Annotated in this window: 19 protein-coding genes; 4 read left to right on the forward strand and 15 right to left on the reverse strand. The window is 62.2% G+C overall.

Annotated elements, in window-relative coordinates; genetic code table 11:
• Positions 1 to 42: 42 nt before the first annotated feature.
• The 15 genes from E8K79_RS17145 to gspC form a co-directional block, all read right to left on the reverse strand.
• On the reverse strand, positions 43 to 915 hold the full coding sequence (locus E8K79_RS17145; protein WP_136515792.1) for a cytochrome C: 873 nt from the start codon (positions 913 to 915) through the stop codon (positions 43 to 45).
• Between the two features lie 314 nt (positions 916 to 1229).
• Positions 1230 to 2045 (reverse strand): ABC transporter substrate-binding protein, encoded by an 816-nt coding sequence (locus tag E8K79_RS17150; protein ID WP_136515793.1) that lies wholly within the window; start codon positions 2043 to 2045, stop codon positions 1230 to 1232.
• Between the two features lie 275 nt (positions 2046 to 2320).
• Positions 2321 to 3055, reverse strand: a complete 735-nt coding sequence (locus E8K79_RS17155) for an amino acid ABC transporter ATP-binding protein (RefSeq protein WP_135868414.1) — start codon at positions 3053 to 3055, stop codon at positions 2321 to 2323.
• Between the two features lie 109 nt (positions 3056 to 3164).
• Complete coding sequence (gene gspN / locus E8K79_RS17160; protein ID WP_136515794.1) at positions 3165 to 4001, reverse strand: type II secretion system protein GspN; 837 nt, start codon at positions 3999 to 4001, stop codon at positions 3165 to 3167.
• Positions 4002 to 4544 carry a general secretion pathway protein GspM gene (locus E8K79_RS17165; RefSeq protein WP_136515795.1) on the reverse strand — a complete coding sequence of 181 codons (543 nt, stop codon included), beginning with the start codon at positions 4542 to 4544 and terminating at the stop codon, positions 4002 to 4004.
• Positions 4541 to 5830, reverse strand: a complete 1290-nt coding sequence (gene gspL / locus E8K79_RS17170; protein WP_136515796.1) for a type II secretion system protein GspL — start codon at positions 5828 to 5830, stop codon at positions 4541 to 4543. The genes E8K79_RS17165 and gspL overlap by 4 nt, the downstream gene beginning before the upstream one ends.
• Positions 5830 to 6762: a type II secretion system minor pseudopilin GspK gene (gene gspK, locus E8K79_RS17175; RefSeq protein ID WP_136515797.1), complete on the reverse strand. Its 933-nt coding sequence runs from the start codon at positions 6760 to 6762 to the stop codon at positions 5830 to 5832. Before gspK ends, gspL begins: the two co-directional genes overlap by 1 nt.
• Entirely contained in the window at positions 6759 to 7451 is a 693-nt protein-coding gene (locus E8K79_RS17180; RefSeq protein WP_136515798.1) for a type II secretion system protein GspJ, read from the reverse strand. Before E8K79_RS17180 ends, gspK begins: the two co-directional genes overlap by 4 nt.
• Before the next feature lie 79 nt (positions 7452 to 7530).
• Positions 7531 to 7875: a type IV pilus modification PilV family protein gene (locus E8K79_RS17185; RefSeq protein WP_135868408.1), complete on the reverse strand. Its 345-nt coding sequence runs from the start codon at positions 7873 to 7875 to the stop codon at positions 7531 to 7533.
• The gene (locus tag E8K79_RS17190; protein WP_246043862.1) at positions 7872 to 8402 is read right to left on the reverse strand and encodes a pilus assembly FimT family protein; all 531 of its coding nucleotides are present in this window, start codon (positions 8400 to 8402) and stop codon (positions 7872 to 7874) included. The genes E8K79_RS17185 and E8K79_RS17190 overlap by 4 nt, the downstream gene beginning before the upstream one ends.
• Before the next feature lie 92 nt (positions 8403 to 8494).
• Positions 8495 to 8938 carry a type II secretion system major pseudopilin GspG gene (gene gspG / locus E8K79_RS17195; protein ID WP_136515799.1) on the reverse strand — a complete coding sequence of 148 codons (444 nt, stop codon included), beginning with the start codon at positions 8936 to 8938 and terminating at the stop codon, positions 8495 to 8497.
• Positions 8939 to 8976: 38 nt separating this feature from the next.
• Complete coding sequence (gspF, locus tag E8K79_RS17200; protein WP_136515800.1) at positions 8977 to 10179, reverse strand: type II secretion system inner membrane protein GspF; 1203 nt, start codon at positions 10177 to 10179, stop codon at positions 8977 to 8979.
• Positions 10160 to 11722 carry a type II secretion system ATPase GspE gene (gene gspE, locus E8K79_RS17205; RefSeq protein WP_136515801.1) on the reverse strand — a complete coding sequence of 521 codons (1563 nt, stop codon included), beginning with the start codon at positions 11720 to 11722 and terminating at the stop codon, positions 10160 to 10162. The genes gspF and gspE overlap by 20 nt, the downstream gene beginning before the upstream one ends.
• Before the next feature lie 16 nt (positions 11723 to 11738).
• Positions 11739 to 13646, reverse strand: a complete 1908-nt coding sequence (gene gspD, locus E8K79_RS17210; RefSeq protein ID WP_162604717.1) for a type II secretion system secretin GspD — start codon at positions 13644 to 13646, stop codon at positions 11739 to 11741.
• Positions 13647 to 13783: 137 nt separating this feature from the next.
• Entirely contained in the window at positions 13784 to 14680 is an 897-nt protein-coding gene (gene gspC, locus E8K79_RS17215) for a type II secretion system protein GspC (protein ID WP_136515803.1), read from the reverse strand.
• 488 nt (positions 14681 to 15168) lie between these two features.
• Between gspC and mqnB the strand changes: the two genes are divergently transcribed.
• The 4 genes from mqnB to E8K79_RS17235 all read left to right on the forward strand — a co-directional run bounded on the left by mqnB (position 15169) and on the right by E8K79_RS17235 (position 19812).
• Positions 15169 to 15906 (forward strand): futalosine hydrolase, encoded by a 738-nt coding sequence (gene mqnB / locus E8K79_RS17220; protein WP_136515804.1) that lies wholly within the window; start codon positions 15169 to 15171, stop codon positions 15904 to 15906.
• Positions 15907 to 16110: 204 nt separating this feature from the next.
• Positions 16111 to 16959 carry a 1,4-dihydroxy-6-naphthoate synthase gene (locus tag E8K79_RS17225; RefSeq protein WP_198419843.1) on the forward strand — a complete coding sequence of 283 codons (849 nt, stop codon included), beginning with the start codon at positions 16111 to 16113 and terminating at the stop codon, positions 16957 to 16959.
• A 76-nt stretch (positions 16960 to 17035) separates the two neighbouring features.
• Positions 17036 to 19240 carry a PAS domain S-box protein gene (locus tag E8K79_RS17230; RefSeq protein ID WP_136515806.1) on the forward strand — a complete coding sequence of 735 codons (2205 nt, stop codon included), beginning with the start codon at positions 17036 to 17038 and terminating at the stop codon, positions 19238 to 19240.
• A gap of 107 nt (positions 19241 to 19347) precedes the next feature.
• Positions 19348 to 19812 carry a septal ring lytic transglycosylase RlpA family protein gene (locus E8K79_RS17235; RefSeq protein ID WP_129127254.1) on the forward strand — a complete coding sequence of 155 codons (465 nt, stop codon included), beginning with the start codon at positions 19348 to 19350 and terminating at the stop codon, positions 19810 to 19812.
• Positions 19813 to 19846: the final 34 nt, after the last annotated feature.

Consider the following 19846-nt stretch of genomic DNA (forward strand, 5'->3'; position numbering starts at 1 on the left):
TCGGGGAGGCCGCGTGGCCTCCCCGATGTACTGCAGGAGTCGTTACTTCTTGGCCGGTTTGGCCGACTTGGCAGCCGGCTTGGCAGCAGGCTTGGCCGGAGCCGAGGCCGGGGCCGCCGCGTCACCCCAACGGTTCAGGTCGTGGGCGATGCTGTGGCACTCGCCGCATTTCGGGAACTTCGCCATGATGGCGGCCGGGTGCGGCTTCACGTGGCACTGGGTGCACTGCGGGACCATCTTGTGCTTGTTCTGGTGGCAGTAAACGCAGGCGAGCTTGCTGTGCTTCGCGGTGCTTGCGGTGAGCAGGCTGAACGCCTTGCCGTGGCAGGCCGCGCACATCTTGGACTGGGTGTCGGACTTGTAGGTCACGTCAGCCGGCTTGTGGGCCTGGTGGCAGACCTTGCAGTCTTTGGCAGTCATGTCGTTGGAGTGCGCTTTGTGGCACTGGGTGCACTCCGGAATCCGGCCGTGGACGTTGTGGCAGAACGAGCAGTTGAGGGCGGTGTGCTTGCTCTTGAACGTGCGCAGCTGCTCGATCTGGCCGCTGTGGCAGGTGAGGCACGGATCGGTTACGTTGTTGCCGAACTTTATGTTCTTCGGAGTATGGGGGTTGGAGTGGCAGCCCAGGCAGCCCTGGAGCTTGTAGTGCGGCTTGCCGTCGTGGCACTGGCTGCACTGCGGGATCGGTTTCTTAACCTTGGGCGGGTGGCCGACGTGACAGTCCTGGCAGGTCACCTCGGTCTTGTGCTTGCCACCTGCAGCGGCGATATCCTTGGGCGGCTGCTCATGGCACTTCACACAGTCCGTATTGCTCAGTACTGCCGCAGGTTGTGCGGGATCGGCAGCGGTTGCGGTTCCCACAAAAGCGAACAGCGCAAGGGCCGCTACAAGGTTGAAAAACTTTGCTACTCTCATTGCCCCCTCCTTGGTATTAAAACAGAGTTAATTTTAAGCATGGATTTATATAACGTCTTGAGGTGAATTGTCAAGGGTTTAGGCACTAAAAGGGAGGCTCTGATCCAGCATTCAAGCGATGAAAGCTGAACTTACTCCTGTGCTGAGCAGGAAACGATCTGTCTGAGGCAGAGATGACCAAGAAGAAGGGGAGGGGAAAAGGGAATTCAGCCGGAGAAATGGTGCATCGGGGCAGAAGTTTTCCCGATCAGGATGTGGCGGTAGTGAAAAAAATCCCCCTCCCGTCAAGGGAGGGGGAGAGTTGGCAAGAGCTGTTATTTGTCGGCGTTGATCTTGAAGGTGCGCTTGAGCGGGGTAGCTGTTTTCGGGCCGAACCACTTCTCGAAGATCTTCTTCGCTTCGCCGTTTTTCTCCATCTCGAGCAGGGTCTTGTTCACGAAGGCGACGAAGTTCTTGTCGTCCTTGCGCATGCCGAGGCCGTACGGCTCTTCGGAGATCTGCAGGTTCGGGATCTCGAACTTGCTGCGGTTGGGCGCCTTGCCGAGGATGCCGGCGAGGATCGACTCGTCGGTGGTGACGGCGGCAACCTTGCCCTGCTGCAGTGCGAGGAACGCCTGCGGGTAGTCGTCGAAGGAGAGGACGGTGGCAGTAGGGATCGCCTTGGAGACGTTCTGCTCGGACGTCGACCCCTTGGCGGTGCCGATCTTCTTGCCCTGCAGGTCCTTGAGGGTCTTCACCTGTCCCTTCTTGGTGATGAACTTCTGGCCGGTGAGGAAGTAGGTGTAGCTGAAGTCGATCTGTTTCGCGCGCTCCGGGTTTTTAGTCATGGTGGCGGCGATGATGTCGATGTTCCCCTCCATGAGCTGCGGCATGCGGGACGCCGAGGTAACCGGTTTCAGTTCGACCTTCACGCCAAGTTTCTTGGCAATGTACTTGACGAAGTCGATGTCGTAGCCCACGATCTCGCGGCTCTTCTCATCGATGTAGCCGAAGGGGGGGAGCGAGTCCTTGACCCCCGCCACGAGCACGCCCTTTTTCTTCACTTCCGCCAGGGTGTCCGCCGCGAGAGCTACCTGCGCCGTGAGTACCGTCAGGACCATTGCAGCAAAAAGCGTCATCAGTTTCTTCATCAACATTCCTCCTTGGGATAAGAATCGTTCTACTGTGGGATAACAATCGTTCTACGTTCTATGTTCTCTGTTCTACGTTTAAACGACACAAAGCGTACGGGATTATACCAGAGTGATTTCCACCCGCATCTCTTCACACCAAAAAACTTTACGTGCCTGCTTCCCATTCTGTCTGAGTGGAGGTGTTATAAGAGTGCACCTGCGTCTGCGGGTCTTATACGGGTTTTGCCGTCAACTTAGAACGTAGAACATAGAACGTAGACCGGCCGTTCGGTTCAATGCATTGGTGACAGCAGCTGTTTCAGGAACTGTTTCGCCCTGTCGTGCTGAGGATTTATGAAGAACTCTTCCGGGGCGGCCTGCTCCAGTATGGTTCCCTGGTCCATGAATACCACGCTCTTTGACACCTCGCGGGCGAACCCCATCTCGTGGGTGACCACCACCATGGTCATGCCGCTTAGCGCGAGCTTCTGCATGACGTCGAGCACCTCGCCGATCATCTCCGGGTCGAGCGCGGAGGTGGGTTCGTCAAAGAGCATGATGCGCGGCTTCATGGCGAGCGCGCGGGCGATGGCGACGCGCTGCTGCTGTCCGCCGGAGAGCTGCGCTGGGTAGGCATCGCGCTTCTCGGCAAGGCCCACCCGCTCGAGAAGCGCCATGGCCTGCTCTTGCGCTTCCGCCTTCGGGGTCTTTCTGATCTTTATCGGGGCGAGGGTGATGTTCGAGAGCACGGAGAGGTGGGGGTACAGGTTGAACTGCTGGAAGACGAAACCGACCTCGGCGCGAAGGGCGTTGATGTCGAGCTTTTTCTCGCTCAAGTCCTTGCCGTCGACGATCAGGGTCCCCTGGTCGATCGGCTCCAACTGGTTCACCGTCCTGATCAGAGTCGACTTGCCGCTGCCCGAGGGACCGCAGACGACGACAACCTCGCCCGGCTTCACGTGCAGGTTGATGTCGTTCAGCACATGGAGCTTCTTGAACCACTTGTGGACGCCGCGGAATTCGATCATGGGTAGGGCCTCTCGTTAAGACGAGCGCTGCACCTCGCTCATTACAGTAATGTTAAGTAAGAGAGGAGGTAAATGCAACCCAAAATCTGAAACTGTGTTTTGTTTGCGGCTACATGGTTGGATGGGCGAGAGTGCCGCGGATCGGCACGCTGAAGGCCCCGGGGGAGCTCTGGTACTTGGAGAGCAGTAAAAACACGAACTTCTGCCGCTCGAGGAAGGAGGGCTTGGGCATCATCTCCATGGTCAGGTTGAGCGGGGATGCGCCGAGCGGAGTACCGAGGACGGTGTCCCCGGAAAGGCGAACGTAGACGCCGTCGCCGTTCAGGGTGAAACTTTTTAAAACGGCGCGCCCTTTTTGGACCTTCAGCACGCCGCGTATTTCCCGGTAAGCGGCATCGGGAAGCGGCATGGCGCCGATCTTGACACCGGCAACCTCGGCGGAGCGGACCTCCAGCTGCAGGTCGCCCACGTCGCCACCCTTGCCCCCCTCCATTTTACCGTTCATCCTCAACTCCCCCCTCACCTTGGCCTCGGCGACGGTACTGAAGAAGGGGATGTCTTCCAGGCGAACGCCGCGGCACTGCAGGCTCCAACCCTTGCCCTTGCCAAGCTCCAACTCCCCATTCGCCTCGCCGGTACCGATGGCGCAGCGGTAGGCGAGGCGGGCCTTGCCGGTGAGAAGGGGGAGCATCTCGAGGCGCACCTTCACGTCGGAGAGCTTCAAAACGGTCCCTTTGGCCGTGCCCAGCTCCACCTTGTCGGCGTGCAACGCAAGCGGGAACCCCTTACCGAGGCCCGCGCACTCAAGCGTATAACCGGCATTTTCCGCAGCCCGCACCAGCACACCCTTTATGGCGTAGTTCGGGGTGAACAAAAGCGTAAGCAGCAAAAACAGCAGGATCGCCGAGGGGATGCCCAGGGCGAGGTATAGGGCACGTCTGTTCATCTATTTCCCCGCCGGTGCAGGCTTGATCAGCGCGATGGTGAGTGCTACGTCGAGCTTCGAGGGATCGTCGAATCTCTGCTTGATAAGGGCCTTCTTCACCGTCACCGGGCGCGTCCCTTTCTCAAGGCGGTAGATGAGGTTCACCGCCTCGTTGGCGGAAAGCCCCTCCATCCTCACCTCGGCGGCGTCCTCGACGTAGCCTGGGATGTCGTCACCCTTGACCGGTTTGATCTGGCTGCCGCGCCCCTTGATGCCGGTCTCCTCGATGATCTTGGCCGGCGAGTCGTCCGGTCGAGTGGCCATAAGCCGGTTCGCCATGCGCTGGGCACCGGCGTTCGCCTCCTGGTAGCGCAGCTTCAGGCGCATCATCTCGCCGATGTCCGCCTCGCGCGCGGCGCGCTTGTGCTCGAGCGCGGTGATGCGGCTGTTGATCGCCGAGAGCGCGACCACGATGGCGAGGAGGACGGCGAGTGCTACGCCGATGCGCTGGCGGATCGTGCTGTCCAGTCCCTGCAGCATGCTGATCATCTCCTGGCGGCTCATTGGCTCACCCCCTTGATCTTTCCGCTAAGCGTGAAGGTGATGCTGCCGTCGGCGCGGGACTTCGTCTCGCTCACCTCGGCCCCCTCGAGGAGGGCGGCGGCGCGCCCTTTGAAATCGCTCGCGGCCTGGATGCTCTTCGCGTCACCCTTTAAGCGCACGTCGTTGCCGGTCACCTCGGTCTCGTAGATCCCACCCACATCCTCCCCCTTCACCTCGGAGAGGTCCTTCAGGAACTTGAGCACGTTGCTGGAGGTCTTGGCCCCTTCCAGGCGCTTGATCTCGGAGCGCAGTTCCGCCACCTCGTCCACCGCCTTCTTGCGGGTCGGGAAGACCTCCTTGTAGATGCCGGTGATGGTGCGGTCGAGCGAGGTGAGGTCGCGTTTCACGAGGTAGTAGCGCACGCCGCTCTCGGCGAAGATGAGAAGGACGAGGGCCGCGGCGAGTATGAGGCTCACCTTGAGACGCTGGTAGAGTTTTTCGGTGGCGGCGGTGTAGGCGAGAGGACCGCGGCGCAGGTTGACAGCGGAGCCGTCTGCTACTGCGGCAGCTAACGCATAGGCGCCGGCGAGATCGTGCGAGGCGCGCGGGTCATCGCCGAAGGCTTCGAATAGATCCTTGCCCGATGGCGACTCCGCGTCGCCTTCCACCTTCCCGGGGGCGTGCGAGACGATCCGATCCACGCGCAACTCGCGGGAGAGTTCCAGCGCGGCGATGGTGCGCGTGAGCTCGGCCTCGGTGGCGCCAGGGGGGAGGGCACGGAAGTAGATGGGTGCCCCGTCGCGGTACGCCGCCAGCGCCTCGCCGTCGCTCACCGCCACGGTCCCGGTGGTGGGGGCGAGCTTTTCCCAGTGGAACAGGGATGCGGTGACCACTTCCGGTTCGAGCCCCGCTTCCTTTAGGAGCGCTATCTTTTCGGAAAGGTCCTGAACCTTGCCCCAGACCGCGAGCACCTTGCCGCCTGCAAGCGGCAGGGCGTCGAAAGCGAGCTGGTCGGTGTCGAGCGCGGTCTCCCCCTTCAGTTCGAGCGGGAGGAGTTCGCGTACCTTGGCCCGGTCGGTGATGGGGAGTTCCAGCTCCCTCATGAACAGCGAGGACGGCGGGAGGGCTAGGACCACGCGGTGCTCACCGGCGGCGATGGAGCTTCCCGCGATGATGCGGGAGAGTTCCCCCTCTTCGCCCATGAGCGGGTGCCGCTCTGCGGAGAGGAAGGTGGCACCCCCCTTCTTCGCCTTGAAGGAGGCGAGCACCAGCTCGGACCTTTTCAGTTGTACGATCAGCATGTCCATCAATATTCTCTCCAGTAAAGGATCGTAGGCGATGTGCTCTCAACGTTGGTCACCACGGCCTCGGCGACGCTGACGCTTTCTCCCACCTTCCCCTCGGAACGGATGCGGTAAATGAACCCCTTGCATCCCACCTTTAGGGACAGGGTGTTGGTGAGCGGCGAACTGCCAAACACATCTGCGAGCGTCTTGATCACCTTGGTCTTGCGGTACTCGAGGATCTGGGCCACCTGGTCCCCGGTCATGAGGCTGTCGTCCAGCGACATGAGGACCTCCTTGGGGGCGGTGTTGATGTTGATCTTCGCCGCGGCGATGCCGTTTGCCATCCCGTACACCGTGACCATGCCGCGCAGCTTGGCCAGCACCTCGGGGGGGTAACCCTTGACGAGGCCGAGCTCCTCAATCGTCTCCAGCTTGTCGTTGTGCACCTGCAGCGGCGGCTTAAGGGTTCCGTAGTAGTTCTTCTCGGCGCCGCTCGGGCGTGGTGTGTCGTCGGTGTCCACCCAGTCAGCCAGAGGGTCGTACAGATCACGCGACAGCTTCAGGTTGTCGAAAAGCCTCAACAGGGCGTTCTTGTAAAAGTCGTCAGGCGTCCCGGTCTGTGAGGTCGCCGAGTTCAGGTCGATCTTGCCGCTCTCCTCCTCGATGGTGACGGTCACAGTGCCGTTGTCCGCATCGAGTGACTGGGGTTGCGCCCACGGCTCTAGAAGGGAGCTGTACTGCTCACCAAGCCTGAGCGAGTTGGAGACCTGCAGTAGCTTGATCCCCCCCGCAACCCCCGACTCCGCGAGCATCCCTGCCTGCTGCGACGCCACGAAGTTGCGGCTGTGCGAGGCGTCGACGTAGACCTCGTTGACGAATTCGGCCAGAAGCGCAACGAGGAGCGTGGTCACGATGAGCGCTATGACGAGGGCGAAACCCTTCTCCCCCCTCATATACCTTTCCTCGGCGTGGCGACGGTGCTGAAGGTCTCTCCCCCCTTCACGGTGATGGTGATCCTGACCTTCTGCGGCATTTGGTTGTTGAGTGCGGTATCCCAGGTCTTCACCCACTTGGCTCCGTCCCAGCACTCGACCAGGAACCCCTCCAGCCGGTCCATGACCGGGTAGGGGACCGAGGTGACGCTGGTGTCGAGGTAGAGGTCACGCGCCTCGCGCACCAGGGTGAGGGCCTGGTCTTCCTCCTTTTCCTGCACCGAATAGCGCACCACCATGACGTCGGACGCGGGTGAGGGGTCGATGCGGGGCGGGGTGACCGCGGTGAACTGCAAAAGCGACGCGGGTTTGCCGAAGCTGTCCCGGTCCTCCACCACGAAGTGGTATCGCTGCGTCGTTGTCGTTGTTGTTGCGCCTGCGTTTGATGTGGCTGCCTTGAAAAATGCCGAAGACAGCTCGTCGTGCAGTCTCCCGAGCGTCGTGGAGAGCTCGCGGCGCTCCTCCATCCGGACGCCTCCCTTTTCGCGCGCCCCGACCACGGAAAAGTAGGTGCCGTACAGTGCGCCGGCGAGGATGACCAGAAGAGCCAGTGCAATCAGGACTTCGATCAGGGTAAACCCTCTGCTGTCGCCACAACACGTCCCCCCTCCCCTCGCGGGAGGGGGATAGGGGGTGGGGGAAGTCGCCATATCTACGTGTCCCCGCAGCTTCACCCACCCCCCCGGCCCCCTCCCGTCAAGGGAGGGGGAGGAAGGACTAAGCAATTCGTTATTGGGCATTTTGCGGCACGTATTGCACAAGGGAGAGCCTTTTGCTGTTGTTGCCCCAGATCACGGTGAAGCGGATCATGTTGAGGCCCGGGATGTCGGTCTTCGAGATCTCGCGCTCCCATTTGTGATCGGGATGATCGGGGGCGAAGGTCCCCTTGGTGTCGGTCTTCTTGGCGAACTCCGGGTCCTCGAGCTTCGCGCGTCCCAGCAGGACCGCGGTGGTCTCCTCCGTGTCCTCGGCGATCCTTGAGAGGTGGTAGTTGACCGATGAGATAACGGTCAAAAGGACGCCGGCGGTGATGGCGAGGGCGATCATCACCTCGAGCAGGGTGAAGCCTCTCACGAAGTAACCTCCTGGTATCCTTCCTGAACCGTCACCTTTCCGCCGGAGGGGTATGCGATCACGGTGTACTGAGCCTTTCCAGCCTTCAGGTGGATGGTGACGCCGTCTCCCAGCCCGCCCGGCCCGAACGGGATGATCATCTCTCCCTCGTTGACGACACCCTTGCTTCCCACGCTCGCGTCCTCGATGTCGATACCCTCTTCGACGAGGCGCCGTCCCATGAACTGGTCCTGCGGCTGCATTTCTTCGCCGGTGGGGGAGAGTTCGGTGATGCGAGTGGTGTTCTCGCCGAGCTCAAGGTGCAGGCGGTAAACCTTCTTGGTGATGATGGCCTGGTCGTTCAGAAACCTGATGCCGCTCGCAAGGTTGCGTGCCGAGTTCTTCAGCCGGGTCCCCTCCGTATCCGGCAGGCGCGGGAGTACTATTCCCGCAGCAAGGGCGATGATGAAGACCACCACCATGAGCTCCAGGAGGGTGAAGCCCGCCTCGCGGCGGCTCACCGTTTTGCCAAAGGCTTTTGCGGTCAAAGGGTTGTTTCTCCGGCCTTATTCGATGGCCATGCCGGCCATCCCTGTCTGACTGGTCTGACTGGTCTGACTGGTGGTTGCGGCCCCGCTCGTTATTTCATGCTCCAGCTTTCGATGTCGGCGTTTTTCCCTTCGCCGCCGCGGGCGCCGTCTGCGCCGTAGGAGGAGAGGTCGTAGTCGCCGTGCTCGCCGGGGGAGAGGTAGACGTAGTCGTTGCCCCAGGGGTCCTTCGGGATGTTCTTGTTCTCCAGGTAACCTTCGGCCCGGTAGTTGTTGGGAACCTTGCCGGTGGTCGGCTTGGTCACCAGGGCCTGCAGCCCCTGCTCGGTGGTCGGGAAAACGCCGCTGTCGAGCTTGTAGAGCTTCAGTGCGGTCTCGATGTTGCGGATCTGCACCTTGGCGTCGGCGACCTTCGCGTCGTCGCTGCGGCCGATGATCTTCGGCCCGACCAGGACGGCCAGAAGGCTCAGGATGACGATGACCACCATCAGTTCGATCAGGGTGAAGCCGCGGCTGTCTTTAAGTTGTTTCGGCATGGGTAGACCTCGCAAAGTTTTTTATGGAGTCAGTCGGACTATTTGACCAGCTGGTTCAGTTGCATGATGGGGAGCAGCACGGCGATGACCATGAAGCCTATGCTAAGCCCCATGCCGAGGATCAGCATAGGCTCCAGAAGCGCCATGGAACGGGTCACCTGGGCATTGAACTCCTTCTGGAAGGCGTCGCCCGCCTTGATGAGCATGGTGTCGAGCTCGCCGCTCTTTTCGCCTACTGCGGTCATGTGGGTCAGTAGCGGCGGGAAGAGCGGGCTCGTCTTCAGGGCCCCGGAGAGGCTCCCCCCCTGGATCAGGGTCTCCCGCGCCTGGGCGAGAAAGCTCTTGTACTCCCGGTTCACCACGGCCTCGCCGGTGATCTCCATCGCCTTGATGATGGGGACACCGCTTTGCAGCAGAAGGCCCAGCACCTTGGCGAAACGAGACAGCACCAGGCGGCGCCAGAGCTGCCCGGCAATCGGAAGGCGTAGGATGAAGCGGTCGCGCCTGATGAGAAGCTCCTCGTTCGCCTTCACCCGTTTCCAAGCGGCGACCGCCAGAATGGCGAGTACGCCCATGGCCCACCACCCCTTCCTGACAAGGGTGCTCGCCTTGATGAGAAGCACGGTGACGAGCGGCAGGGTCGCCTTGTTGCTCTCGAAGACCGCCGAGATCTTCGGGACGACGAAGCCCAAAAGCACCATCATGACGCCGACTCCGACCACCACCATGATGGCGGGGTAGATGAGGGCGGTGATGACGCGGCTTCTCACCTCGGCCTGGTCCTCCTGGAACTCGGCCAGGCGCTCCAGCACCACGTCGAGCGCGCCGCTCGCCTCGCCGGCGGAAACCATGCCGATATAGCTCTCGGAGAAGACCTGCGGCTCGGCGGCAAGCGCCTGGGCAAGCCCCTGACCCTCGGCGAGCCGGTCCCGCACCCGACCGAGCACGCGTTTTAGCTCGCCGGGCGCCTCCTGTTCCCAGAGCGTCGCGACCGCCTCGTAAACGGGGACGGCGCTGCCGAGCAGGGTAGCAAGGCGCCTCGTGGCGAGGGAGAGATCGGGGACGCTGACGCCGGAACTGATCGACCAGCGCGAGCCCGCCTCGGTCGCCGGGGCGATCTCCTTGGCGAAGAGACCTTTGCCCTTCAACTGCAGACGCGCCTCGGCTTCACTCGCCGCGTCCATGGTGCCGGTGACCTCGGCCCCCTTCTGGTTGAATGCGCTATAGCGAAAGGTCGGCATAGTCGTCCTGGGTCACCCTCAGGACCTCCTCGATGGTGGTGATCCCCTGGGCCGCCTTCAAAAGGCCGTCCTCGCGCAGGGTGCGCATCCCCTTCGAGACGGCGTACTCCTTGATGGCGCCGGAGGAGGCCTGCCGGATGATCATCGAGCAGAGCTCCGCGTCGATGGGGAGGAGCTCGTAGATGCCGACACGGCCGATGGTGCCCAGGTTGAAGCACTTCTCGCAGCCGCGGCCGCGGTACAGAAGCGGCGGGAGCTCGACGCCCGGGTAGCTGCGGTCCGGGACGTAGGACTCCTTGCAGTGCGGGCAGATCACGCGCACGAGACGCTGGGCGAGCACCGCGGAGAGGGACGAGGCGACCATGAAGGGCTCGATCCCCATGTCGATGAGGCGCGTTACCGCCGTTGCTGCGTCGTTGGTGTGCAGGGTGGAGAGGACCAGGTGGCCGGTGAGTGAGGCCTGCATGGCGATCTCGGCGGTCTCGGCGTCACGGATCTCGCCGATCATGACGATGTCCGGGTCCTGCCTTAGGATGGAGCGCAGACCGTTCGCGAAGGTGAGGTCGATCTTCGGGTTTACCTGGATCTGCCCCACACCCTTCAACTGGTACTCGATCGGGTCCTCGACCGTGATGATGTTCTTTTCCGGCGAGTTGATCTGGGAGAGCGCCGCGTAGAGCGTCGTGGTCTTGCCGCTGCCGGTCGGGCCGGTGACCAGGATGATGCCGCTCGTGCGGGACAAAAGCCGCTCCATGAGGAGGTCGTTCTTGTCCGAGAGGCCGATCTCTTTGAGGGAGAGCACGCCGCGCTGCTTGTCCAGAAGCCTCAAGACCACGCGTTCGCCGAAGAAGGTCGGGATGAGCGAGACGCGGATGTCGACGTCGCGCCCGGCGACCTTCACCCGGATGCGGCCGTCCTGCGGCAGCCTCTTCTCCGCGATGTTCAGCCCCGACATGATCTTCACGCGGGAGGTGAGCGCCTCCTGAATCACCTTCGGGGGGGAGAGCATCTTGTAGAGGAGGCCGTCGATCCGGAAGCGGACCTCGAGCTCCCGCTCGAACGGCTCGATGTGGATGTCGCTTGCGCGCTCCTTCACCGCTTGGAAGAGGATCGAGTTCAAAAGCCGGATCACCGGCGCCTCGTCGGTCAGCTCCATCAGGTCGCGCGGCTCGTTGAACGAGGTGGCGAGGGTGGAAAGTTCCTCTCCCTCGAGCTCCTCGACCACCTCCTGGGCGGAGCCGGAGAGGCGCGAGTAGAGCCGGTTCACCGCGTCGATGAGGACCGGCTGCGGGACCACGACGGTACGCACCGGGAGCTGGAAGAGCCCCGCCATTTCGTCGAGAGCCAGGAGGTTCGCCGGGTCGGCACTCGCCGCCACCACCGCGCCCTCCTCCTCGCGCAGCGGCAACAGGAGGTTGTTCCTGGCGAAGTTCAGGGGCACCCGGTTCACCAGGGCGCCGTCCACCTTCGTGTCGTCGATCTCGGCCTGGAAGGGAAGGCCGAGGCGTTCCGCTATGCGTTCTATATCGAGCGTTTCTGCCATGGGAGTCTGTCCGCCGTTACTGGTTGCGAATTTCGGGCTTGTCCGCGGTCACCGACTTCGGCTTTTCCTCCAGGGCACGCTCCAGGTTGAAGGGGGCGTTGTTCTTCACCGCATCGGAGAAGTTGTTCCGCTGGGTCGTCGAAACCTCGGCCAGGTCGCGCGCGTCCTTGATGATGCGCGGGGTGAGCATGATGAGGAGGTTCGTCTTGTCCCGCTTCGTGGTCCTCGTCTTGAAGAGCCAGCCCAGCCCCGGGATGTCGCCCAAGAGGGGGACCTTGCTCTCGACCACCTGGTCGGTGTCCTGGATCAGGCCGCCGATCAGCACGGTGTCCGTATTCTTCACAACGACCGAGGTCTTGGCGGAGCGCTTGGTGCTCCCCAGGTTCGGGCTGGTCGCGGTGCCGAAGTCCTTCACCGCGGAGATCTCCTGGTAGATGTCGAGCTTTACGTACTCACCCTCGCTGATCTGCGGCTTGATCTTCAGGATGATACCGGTGTCCTTCCTCTCGATGGACTGCTGCGAGAGGCCGGTCGAGGTGAGGTTCGTGCCGGAGAGGAAGGGGACGTTCTCGCCGACGAAGATCTCCGCCTCCTTGTTGTCGCTGGTCATGATGTTCGGGGTGGAAAGTACGTTCAGCGCGCCGTTGGTCTGGAGCGCCTGCAGCACCACCGGAAAGGCGACCTTCCCGGAGAGGCCCGAGGTGTCGATGCCGGCGGCCTTCATGGCGGCGAAGGTTGTGGTGAGGCTGGTGACGGTGCCGAACGGATCGAAGGTGCCGACCGAGATGGCGGTGCCGTTGGACGCGGCGCTGATCGCCCCGACCTGTACTCCGAGGTCCTTGGCCTTGTTCACCGACACCTCGGCGATCATCGCCTGTACGAAGACCTGGCGGCTTCTTCTATCTAGCTTCTGGATCACCTGCAGGAGGTTCTGGTAGTCGGTCGGGGAGGCCATGACGACCAGCGAGTTGGTGGCCTTGTCCGGGGTGATGGTGATCTTTCCACCCTCGAAGACGGCCTGCTGCGGTGCGGCCGCGGTGCTCCCCGGTGTTGTGGCGGCAGGTGTGGTGGAAGTTCCCTTCACGAGGCCGTCCAGCACCTTGGCGACCTCGGTCGCTTCGGCGTTTTCCAGGTAGTAGACGTTCACCTTGCTGCTCGTGGTCGGCGGCACCACGTCAACCAGTTCGATCAGCTTCTTCACGTCGGCCTTGTCCTTGTCCGAGCCGAAGATGATGAGGGCGTTCAGCCTGGTGTCGGCGACGACGGGAGCCGCGCCGGTAGCGGCGGTAGGTGCTCCCGGCTTCGCGCTTTGCTTGCCGGAGAGCCAGTCCTTCACCATGGTGGCGACGCTGTCAGCGGCGGCGTTTTTGAGGAAGACCAGTTCGGCCCCCTCGCGCACCTGGTCCGTATCGATGTGTTTTAGGATCCCGAGGATCTTCTGGATGTTGTATGCGGAGTCGATGACGAGGATGAGGTTTGCGGCGCCGAAGGCGGAGATCTGGCCGTCCTTGGAGACCAGGGGCTGCAGGAAGGTCACCGCGTCCTGCGGTGCTACGTGCTCCAACTGGATCACGCGTGCCTGGTAGCTGTCGTTCACCGCCCCCTTCTCGCCGTCGTAAAGCACCTTCACCCCGGCCTGTTTGGCCGCGGCGGTCGGCACCACCTTCATCACCTTGCCCGCCGGCACCACGGTGAAGCCCTTCAGCTCGAGCACCGAGGTGAAGACGTTGTACGCCTCCTCGTTGGAGAGCTTGGCCGGGGAGAAGACGGAGATCTTTCCTTTGACCCGGTCGTCCATGACGAAGTTCTTGCCGGTGAGGTCACTGATGAATTTCACCATGGTGGCGATGTCCACGTCGGTGAAGTTCAGCACCACCCCCTTCGCGAAAACGAGGTTCGGTGCGGCGATCAGGAACATGAGCATGGCGGCTATGCGGGTAACTCTACTTTTCAATGCACCCCCCTAAAACCGGGTCGAGGTTGAGACGATCCTCAAACCGGCTGGTGACAGCTTATAGGCTTTTAGTGACAGATGATCTTTGGGTCTCTGTGCAACCTTCTTTACCGTATGTCGTAAGTGAATGTGGTGGGCTGGCCGTCCCGGATCAGGTCGAGCTTGATCCGGCTCTGCCCCTTGAGCGAGGCGAAGGACTGGATCGCCTTCTCCGGGGAGTCGATCGGGAAATCGTTCATCCTTAAGAGGACGTCGCCGTTTCTGATGCCGACGGTGCCGAAGATCCCCTGGGGCTTCACCTCGGTGGCCCGGAACCCCTCCACCTTGCCGTCCTTCATGCTCGGCAGGAGGCGCGCGTCGGTCATGGCCTGCCCGATGTTGTCAAGGGCAGCGTTCAAGGCGCGCTGGTCCACGATGTAGTTTCCGGCACCGGCGGAGGCGGCGAGACCACCGCCCGACGCGGGTGCCGCAGGGGCCGCCGCTGCAGTCGCCGCAGCTTCCGCTGCTGCGGTCGGGGTGAGGATCTTCACCCTTTTCCCTCCAACCAGGATCTCGGCCACGTCCTTCTTGACGGAAACGAGCGGCCCCGCCGAGAACACCGTGTCGCCTAGGCGGAAGACCCGCTCCTCGTGGGTCGAGCTCTTCAGCACCAGCGCGAAGGTTTCGCGGAACGAGCCGACTGCGGTCCCCAAAAGGATCAGGTCGTTCACGGCAGGGGGGGGAGGCGCCGCCGCCTGCCCTCCGGCGGCCGAAGCGGTCTGCACGATCGCGGTCAGTCTCCCCTGGGTCGCCTTGCCGAACAGGCCGCGCTCGAGAATGGGGCCGAAGGTGAGGAGATCCTGGCTCGCCGCAGGTGCGGTCGCGCTCTGCGAGGCTGGTTTCTGCGCGTTACGTGGGTAAAGTCCGGAGATCTTGAAGCTCAGCAGGTCCGCTGCGATGAGCGCTGCCACCGCGATGATGGCGATGCCCAGGGTTATGTTCAGGGGGAGAATCCAGCGCGGCATGAAATACCCTTCTCTGCGAGTAGTCGAAACGGTGCGAATATATTAGATGGCCTTGAGTTATGCAACAAAAAAGGGGGTACGAGTGCTCCTCCGGAGGCCCTCCGGCACGCTCGTTCTTCCCCCCCCGCATCGTAGTCGATTCGCCTTTGCGTTTTCGGCGCCGGACCGCTGCAGCTTCAGCTCGTGGGGGAGAAGGATAATGAGAGCTTGCGCTGCCCGTGCCTTAACCAAACGCCACAGTAACAGCAAAACCTGTGCCGCCGCTTCTGGAGCGAAGTCGCAGGCCTCATTGTAACAAAACCTTCCCGCATTGCCACACTTTTTCCAATGAAGACCATTGGGCTCGTCGTGCGTCCCGGCCAACCGGTGCCAAGGATGCCCAAGGAAGACGAGCGGCTTTTTGACTTTCGACGGCTTTTTGACAGCGCTGTTGAACTGCCGCCGACTGCTGTGCTAGACTCGCGCAACCACGCACCTTGGAGCCGCACATGAGACGAGTCGTCATCACCGCATCAACCAGGATGGAACTCTCGGAGCTGATACCGGCCGCTTCGGCACTCCCCTTCTCCGGCGTGGGGCACCTCCCCCTTTGGCGCTCCGAGCTCGCGGGGCAGGAACTCTTCATCGCCCAGACCGGCATGGGCAAGGCGAACGCCGCCTGCGCGGCGACCCTTCTTTGCGAGCGCCTGACGCCTGATCTTCTCGTCAATACCGGCTGCGGCGGCGCCTTTCCCGGCTGCGGGGTCGGCGTCGGGGATATAGCGGTGGCCGACGCCGAGTGTTTCGCGGACGAGGGGGTGCTGACCCCTGACGGGTGGCGCGGGCTCGACCTCATCGGCATCCCGCTCTACGAGGGGAGGGGAGAGCGCGTCTTCAACCGCGTCCCGCTGCCGCTTGAGCCGGCCCGACGCGCGCTCGCGCATGCTGCTGCCGAAGGCTTTGCCGCCGCCCTCGGACCCTTTCTCACCGTTTCCACCTGCTCCGGGACCTCCCGCCGCGGGGAGGAGATGCTGCGCCGCTTCCCAGGCATCTGCGAGAACATGGAAGGGGCGGCACTCGCCCACGTCGCGCTCATCTACGGCGTTGCCTGTCTCGAGGTGCGCGGCATCAGCAACATGGTGGAGGACCGGGACATGTCGCGCTGGGACTTAAAGCGTGCCGTAAGCGAGGTGCAGCGCTTCCTCTTCAGCCTTCTTAAGTGCCCCGATGAACTCTTTGGGAGCTGATCTGCACCGTTTTTCCTTCGTATGCTTCCTTCCGTTTGCAGCGCTGCTCTTATATATATCGCGCGCTCGTTAAGCTTTTCTTGCACAACCTTCCCTCAAGTAGTATATTGGTGAGTCTTAAAAACTTTGCAAGGGGCGGATCTGAGAGAGAACCGAGCCTCTTTGACTGATTTATCGGAGCTTGTACAAGGCATGGATTGCGTAATGTCAGAAAACGGGCAGCGCCCGACGCTCACACTGGGCTTTTCTCCCTGTCCCAACGACACCTTCATCTTCGACGCCTTGATCCACGGGCGGGTCGACTGCGGTTTTTCCTTTCGCGAGCGGCTCGAGGACGTGGAGACCCTGAACCGGATGGCGCTTTCCGCGACGCTGGACGTCTCGAAGGTTTCCTACCACCTCTTAGGGCACATCCTGAAGGACTACCTCCTGCTCAGAAGCGGGGGGGCGCTCGGGCGCGGCTGCGGTCCGCTGGTCGTCGCGCGCGACGGTATCGACCCGGGCAAGCTCGCCGGCAAGAGGATCGCCCTCCCCGGGCAGTACACCACCGCGGCGCTTCTTTTGAGGCTTTTCAACCCGTCGCTTGCCGACTTCGTCTACCTCCCGTTCCACGAGATCATGGGTGCGGTAGCCGACGGTTCGGTCGCGGCTGGGGTGATCATCCACGAGTCACGCTTCACCTATCAGGGGTATGGCCTGAAGAAGGTGCTCGACCTGGGTGAGTGGTGGGAGCAGGAGACGGGGCACCCCATACCGCTTGGCGGCATCGCGGCGAAACGCTCGCTCGGGCGGGAGGCGCTTTTATCCCTGGAGCGTGGGCTTGCGCTTAGCGTGGAGTACGCCTTTGCCCACCCCGGTGTGGCGCGTCCCTACATACGCGCCCACTCGCAGGAGATGAGCGACGAGGTGTGCGATGCCCACATCTCCCTTTATGTGAACGACTTCTCCCGCGGGCTCGGCCCCGAGGGGGAGGATGCCGTGCGACTTTTACTAAACCGGGCGGCCGAAGCGGGGATCATACCCCGCTGGCAGGAGCCGCTACTGATCCCTTGACCGGGATACCTCTCAAGTTATCTGCCTTGCTGCCGAAACGGGGATGAGCCGTACGTAGCATCGTGGAGGAATGCGCATGACCAAGCCCTTCAACTGGAAGCGGCACATAGCGGTGGCTTTCTGCTTCATCCTGCTCTTCTGGGTGGGGGACGCCCTCATCGACGCCGTGATCCTGCGGAGAGCGCCGTTTCTGGACCAGCTCACCGCGCCGAACGCGTACGAGCTCGGGATGCGCACCTTCTACGCGAGCCTGCTCGGCGTGTTCTTCGCCTCCCTCTCGGTGCTTTGCGAGCGTAGCCGCAGGGTTGAGACGGCGCTGCGTCATTCCGACGACCTCTCCAGCATGTTCCTTGCCTCCTCCCGCGACGCGATCTGCGTGGTGCGGACCGACGACTACACCATTGCCAACTGCAACGGCGTCTTCCTGGCCAAATACGCTCTGGCTGAAGCAGAGGCCGTCGGGCGAAGCTTTCCCGAGCTGATCACCCGCTACGGGCTCTCCGAGCAGGTCATGAGCCAGCTCTCCCAGTGCGTCTGCACCGCCACTGCGGTAAGCAGCGAGGTAAGCTACCACACCGAGGATGGCGGCAGCCACTACGAAGAGATTTCCATCCATCCCATCGGTGACTTGCAACAAGGCATCCAGACCGTCCTTTACGCGGCGCGCGACATCACCTCGCGCCGCAGTTCCCAGGAACAGCTGGAGGAGTCCGAGGCCCGCTATCGCGCCATATTCGAGAACACCGGGACCGCCATGGCCATCGTGCTCCCGGACGGCACGCTCCAGACGGTGAACCGCGGCTTCGAGGACGCCACCGGGCTTTCGCGTGAGGAGCTCGAAGGGAAGAAGCTTTGGACCGAGTTCCTCGGCAGCTGCGATTCCGACGGGATCGCGGACGCACCGCTCGTCGATGAGCCGGCCACCCCAAGGCGCAGCTTCGAAGTACAGCTTGTGGACAGAAACGGCGCGGTACGCACCATGGTCGGCAACTGGGCCCCCATCGAAGGGACCGAACAGGCGGTGCTCTCCCTGGTCGACATCAGTGCCCACAAGGAAGTCGAGGAGGCGCTCAGGGAAAGCCGCGCCACCCTCGCCGTCGCGCAGCGCATCGCACGTCTCGGCAACTGGGACTGGGATCTCACCACCGACACGCTCATCTGGTCCGACGAGATGTTCCGCATCCACGACGTGGACCCCGCCAACTTCACCCCTTCCCACGAACTCGTCCTGCTGGCGGTCCACCCGGATGACCGGGAGATGGTGATCCGCTCCGTGAACGACGCCATCTACAACCGCAAGAGTTACCAGATGGACTACCGCGTCATGCTGGCAAGCGGGGCGGTCCGCACCCTGTCTGCGCGGGGTGAGGTGACCTACGACGCGCAGGGGAAACCGCTGCACATGCTCGGCACCGCCCAGGACATCACCTGGCGCATCGAGGCGGAGCAGGCGCTCAGAAACTCCGAAGAGAAGTTCTCCAAGGCCTTCCATGCAAGCCCCGACTCCATCGTCATCACACGCGCCGAGGACGGCACCTACATCGACGTCAACGAGGCGTTCCAGGAGATCACCGGCTACCGCAGGGAGGAGGTCATCGGCAGGACCTCGACCGACCTGCAGCTCTGGGCGGATCACGACGCCAGGATGGTGATGCTGAAGCTTCTGAACGAGCACGGCCATGTGCGCAACCTGGACGTCCGCTTCCGGGTGAAGTCCGGCGAGATCCGGGAGCTTTTATGGTCCGCGGACGTGATCGAGTACCAGGGGGAGGCCTGCCTGATCGCCATCTCGCGCGACGTCACCGACCAGCGCCAGATGGAGCGCGAGCTGCTCGAGAGCGACGCACGCCTTTACATGAAGCACGAAGAGCTGAAGAACGTCTTCCACCAGATGGAGGGGATCCGGCGCGAGTGGGAGGAGATCATGGACTGCATCTCCGACATGTTCATCCTCTCCGACCAGTACGGCAAGATCCGCCGCTTCAACCGTGCTGTCGAGACCTTCACCGGCAAGGCGCACCGGGACATCGTCGGGCGTGACTGCCTCTCCTTCCTCGAGGAGCACGGGCTCAAGGGGCATCTGGCCGCTCCGGGGATCGAGCTTTTGCACAAGGAAACTGGGAAGTGGTTCGTCCTCAAAAGGCACGCGTTCCCGACTGCCGAGGTGGACGGCACCACGCGCGAGGTGGTCATCATTAACGACACGACCAACATCGGACGGCGTCCTGAGGAGGTTGGGATGCACGAAGCTGCACCGGTACAGGTGTCCGCAGTCAGATAGACAAACCTGCGCAGGATTAAAGGGTTGGCCGCCTTCGGGCTCATTGGAACTTGACTTCGCCGCGGGGGTATGTTATACGAATGCCTCGCCCAACAAAGGAGGTGCGCATGGCATCACCCGAGCGGAGTCTCAGGCTGGTGCGCATAGTCGCCCTGGCCCTGATGCTCCTCCCGATCCACACGCTTCCCCTGCTGGCTTCAGAACAAGTAGTAAAACCGGTAGCAGAATCCTCTGTTGAAAAAGTAGAACCGCAGCAAAAATCGGTGGTGAAAAAGCTGATCGGCATAGCGACTTACTATGCCAGGAAGTTCCATGGCAGGGCAACCACCTCCGGAGAGCGTTACCATCCGGAGAAGTTGACCGCCGCCCACCAGAGCCTGCCGTTGGGGACCAAGGTTCTCGTCAGGAACCTCGCCAACGACAAGGAAGTTACGGTTGTTATCAACGACCGTTGCCGCAAGAAGAGTTTCCCGTTCATCGATCTTTCACGGGCTGCGGCAAGGAAGCTGGGTTTCTTCGGAGAAGGGAAGGCCAAGGTGGCCATCATCCCGCTCACCGAAGGTGAATCCTAGAAACATCAAAATACAATCTGGGCGAACAGAGGAA

It is taken from the genome of Geomonas edaphica (assembly GCF_004917075.1).
Taxonomy (GTDB): Bacteria; Desulfobacterota; Desulfuromonadia; order Geobacterales; family Geobacteraceae; genus Geomonas; species Geomonas edaphica.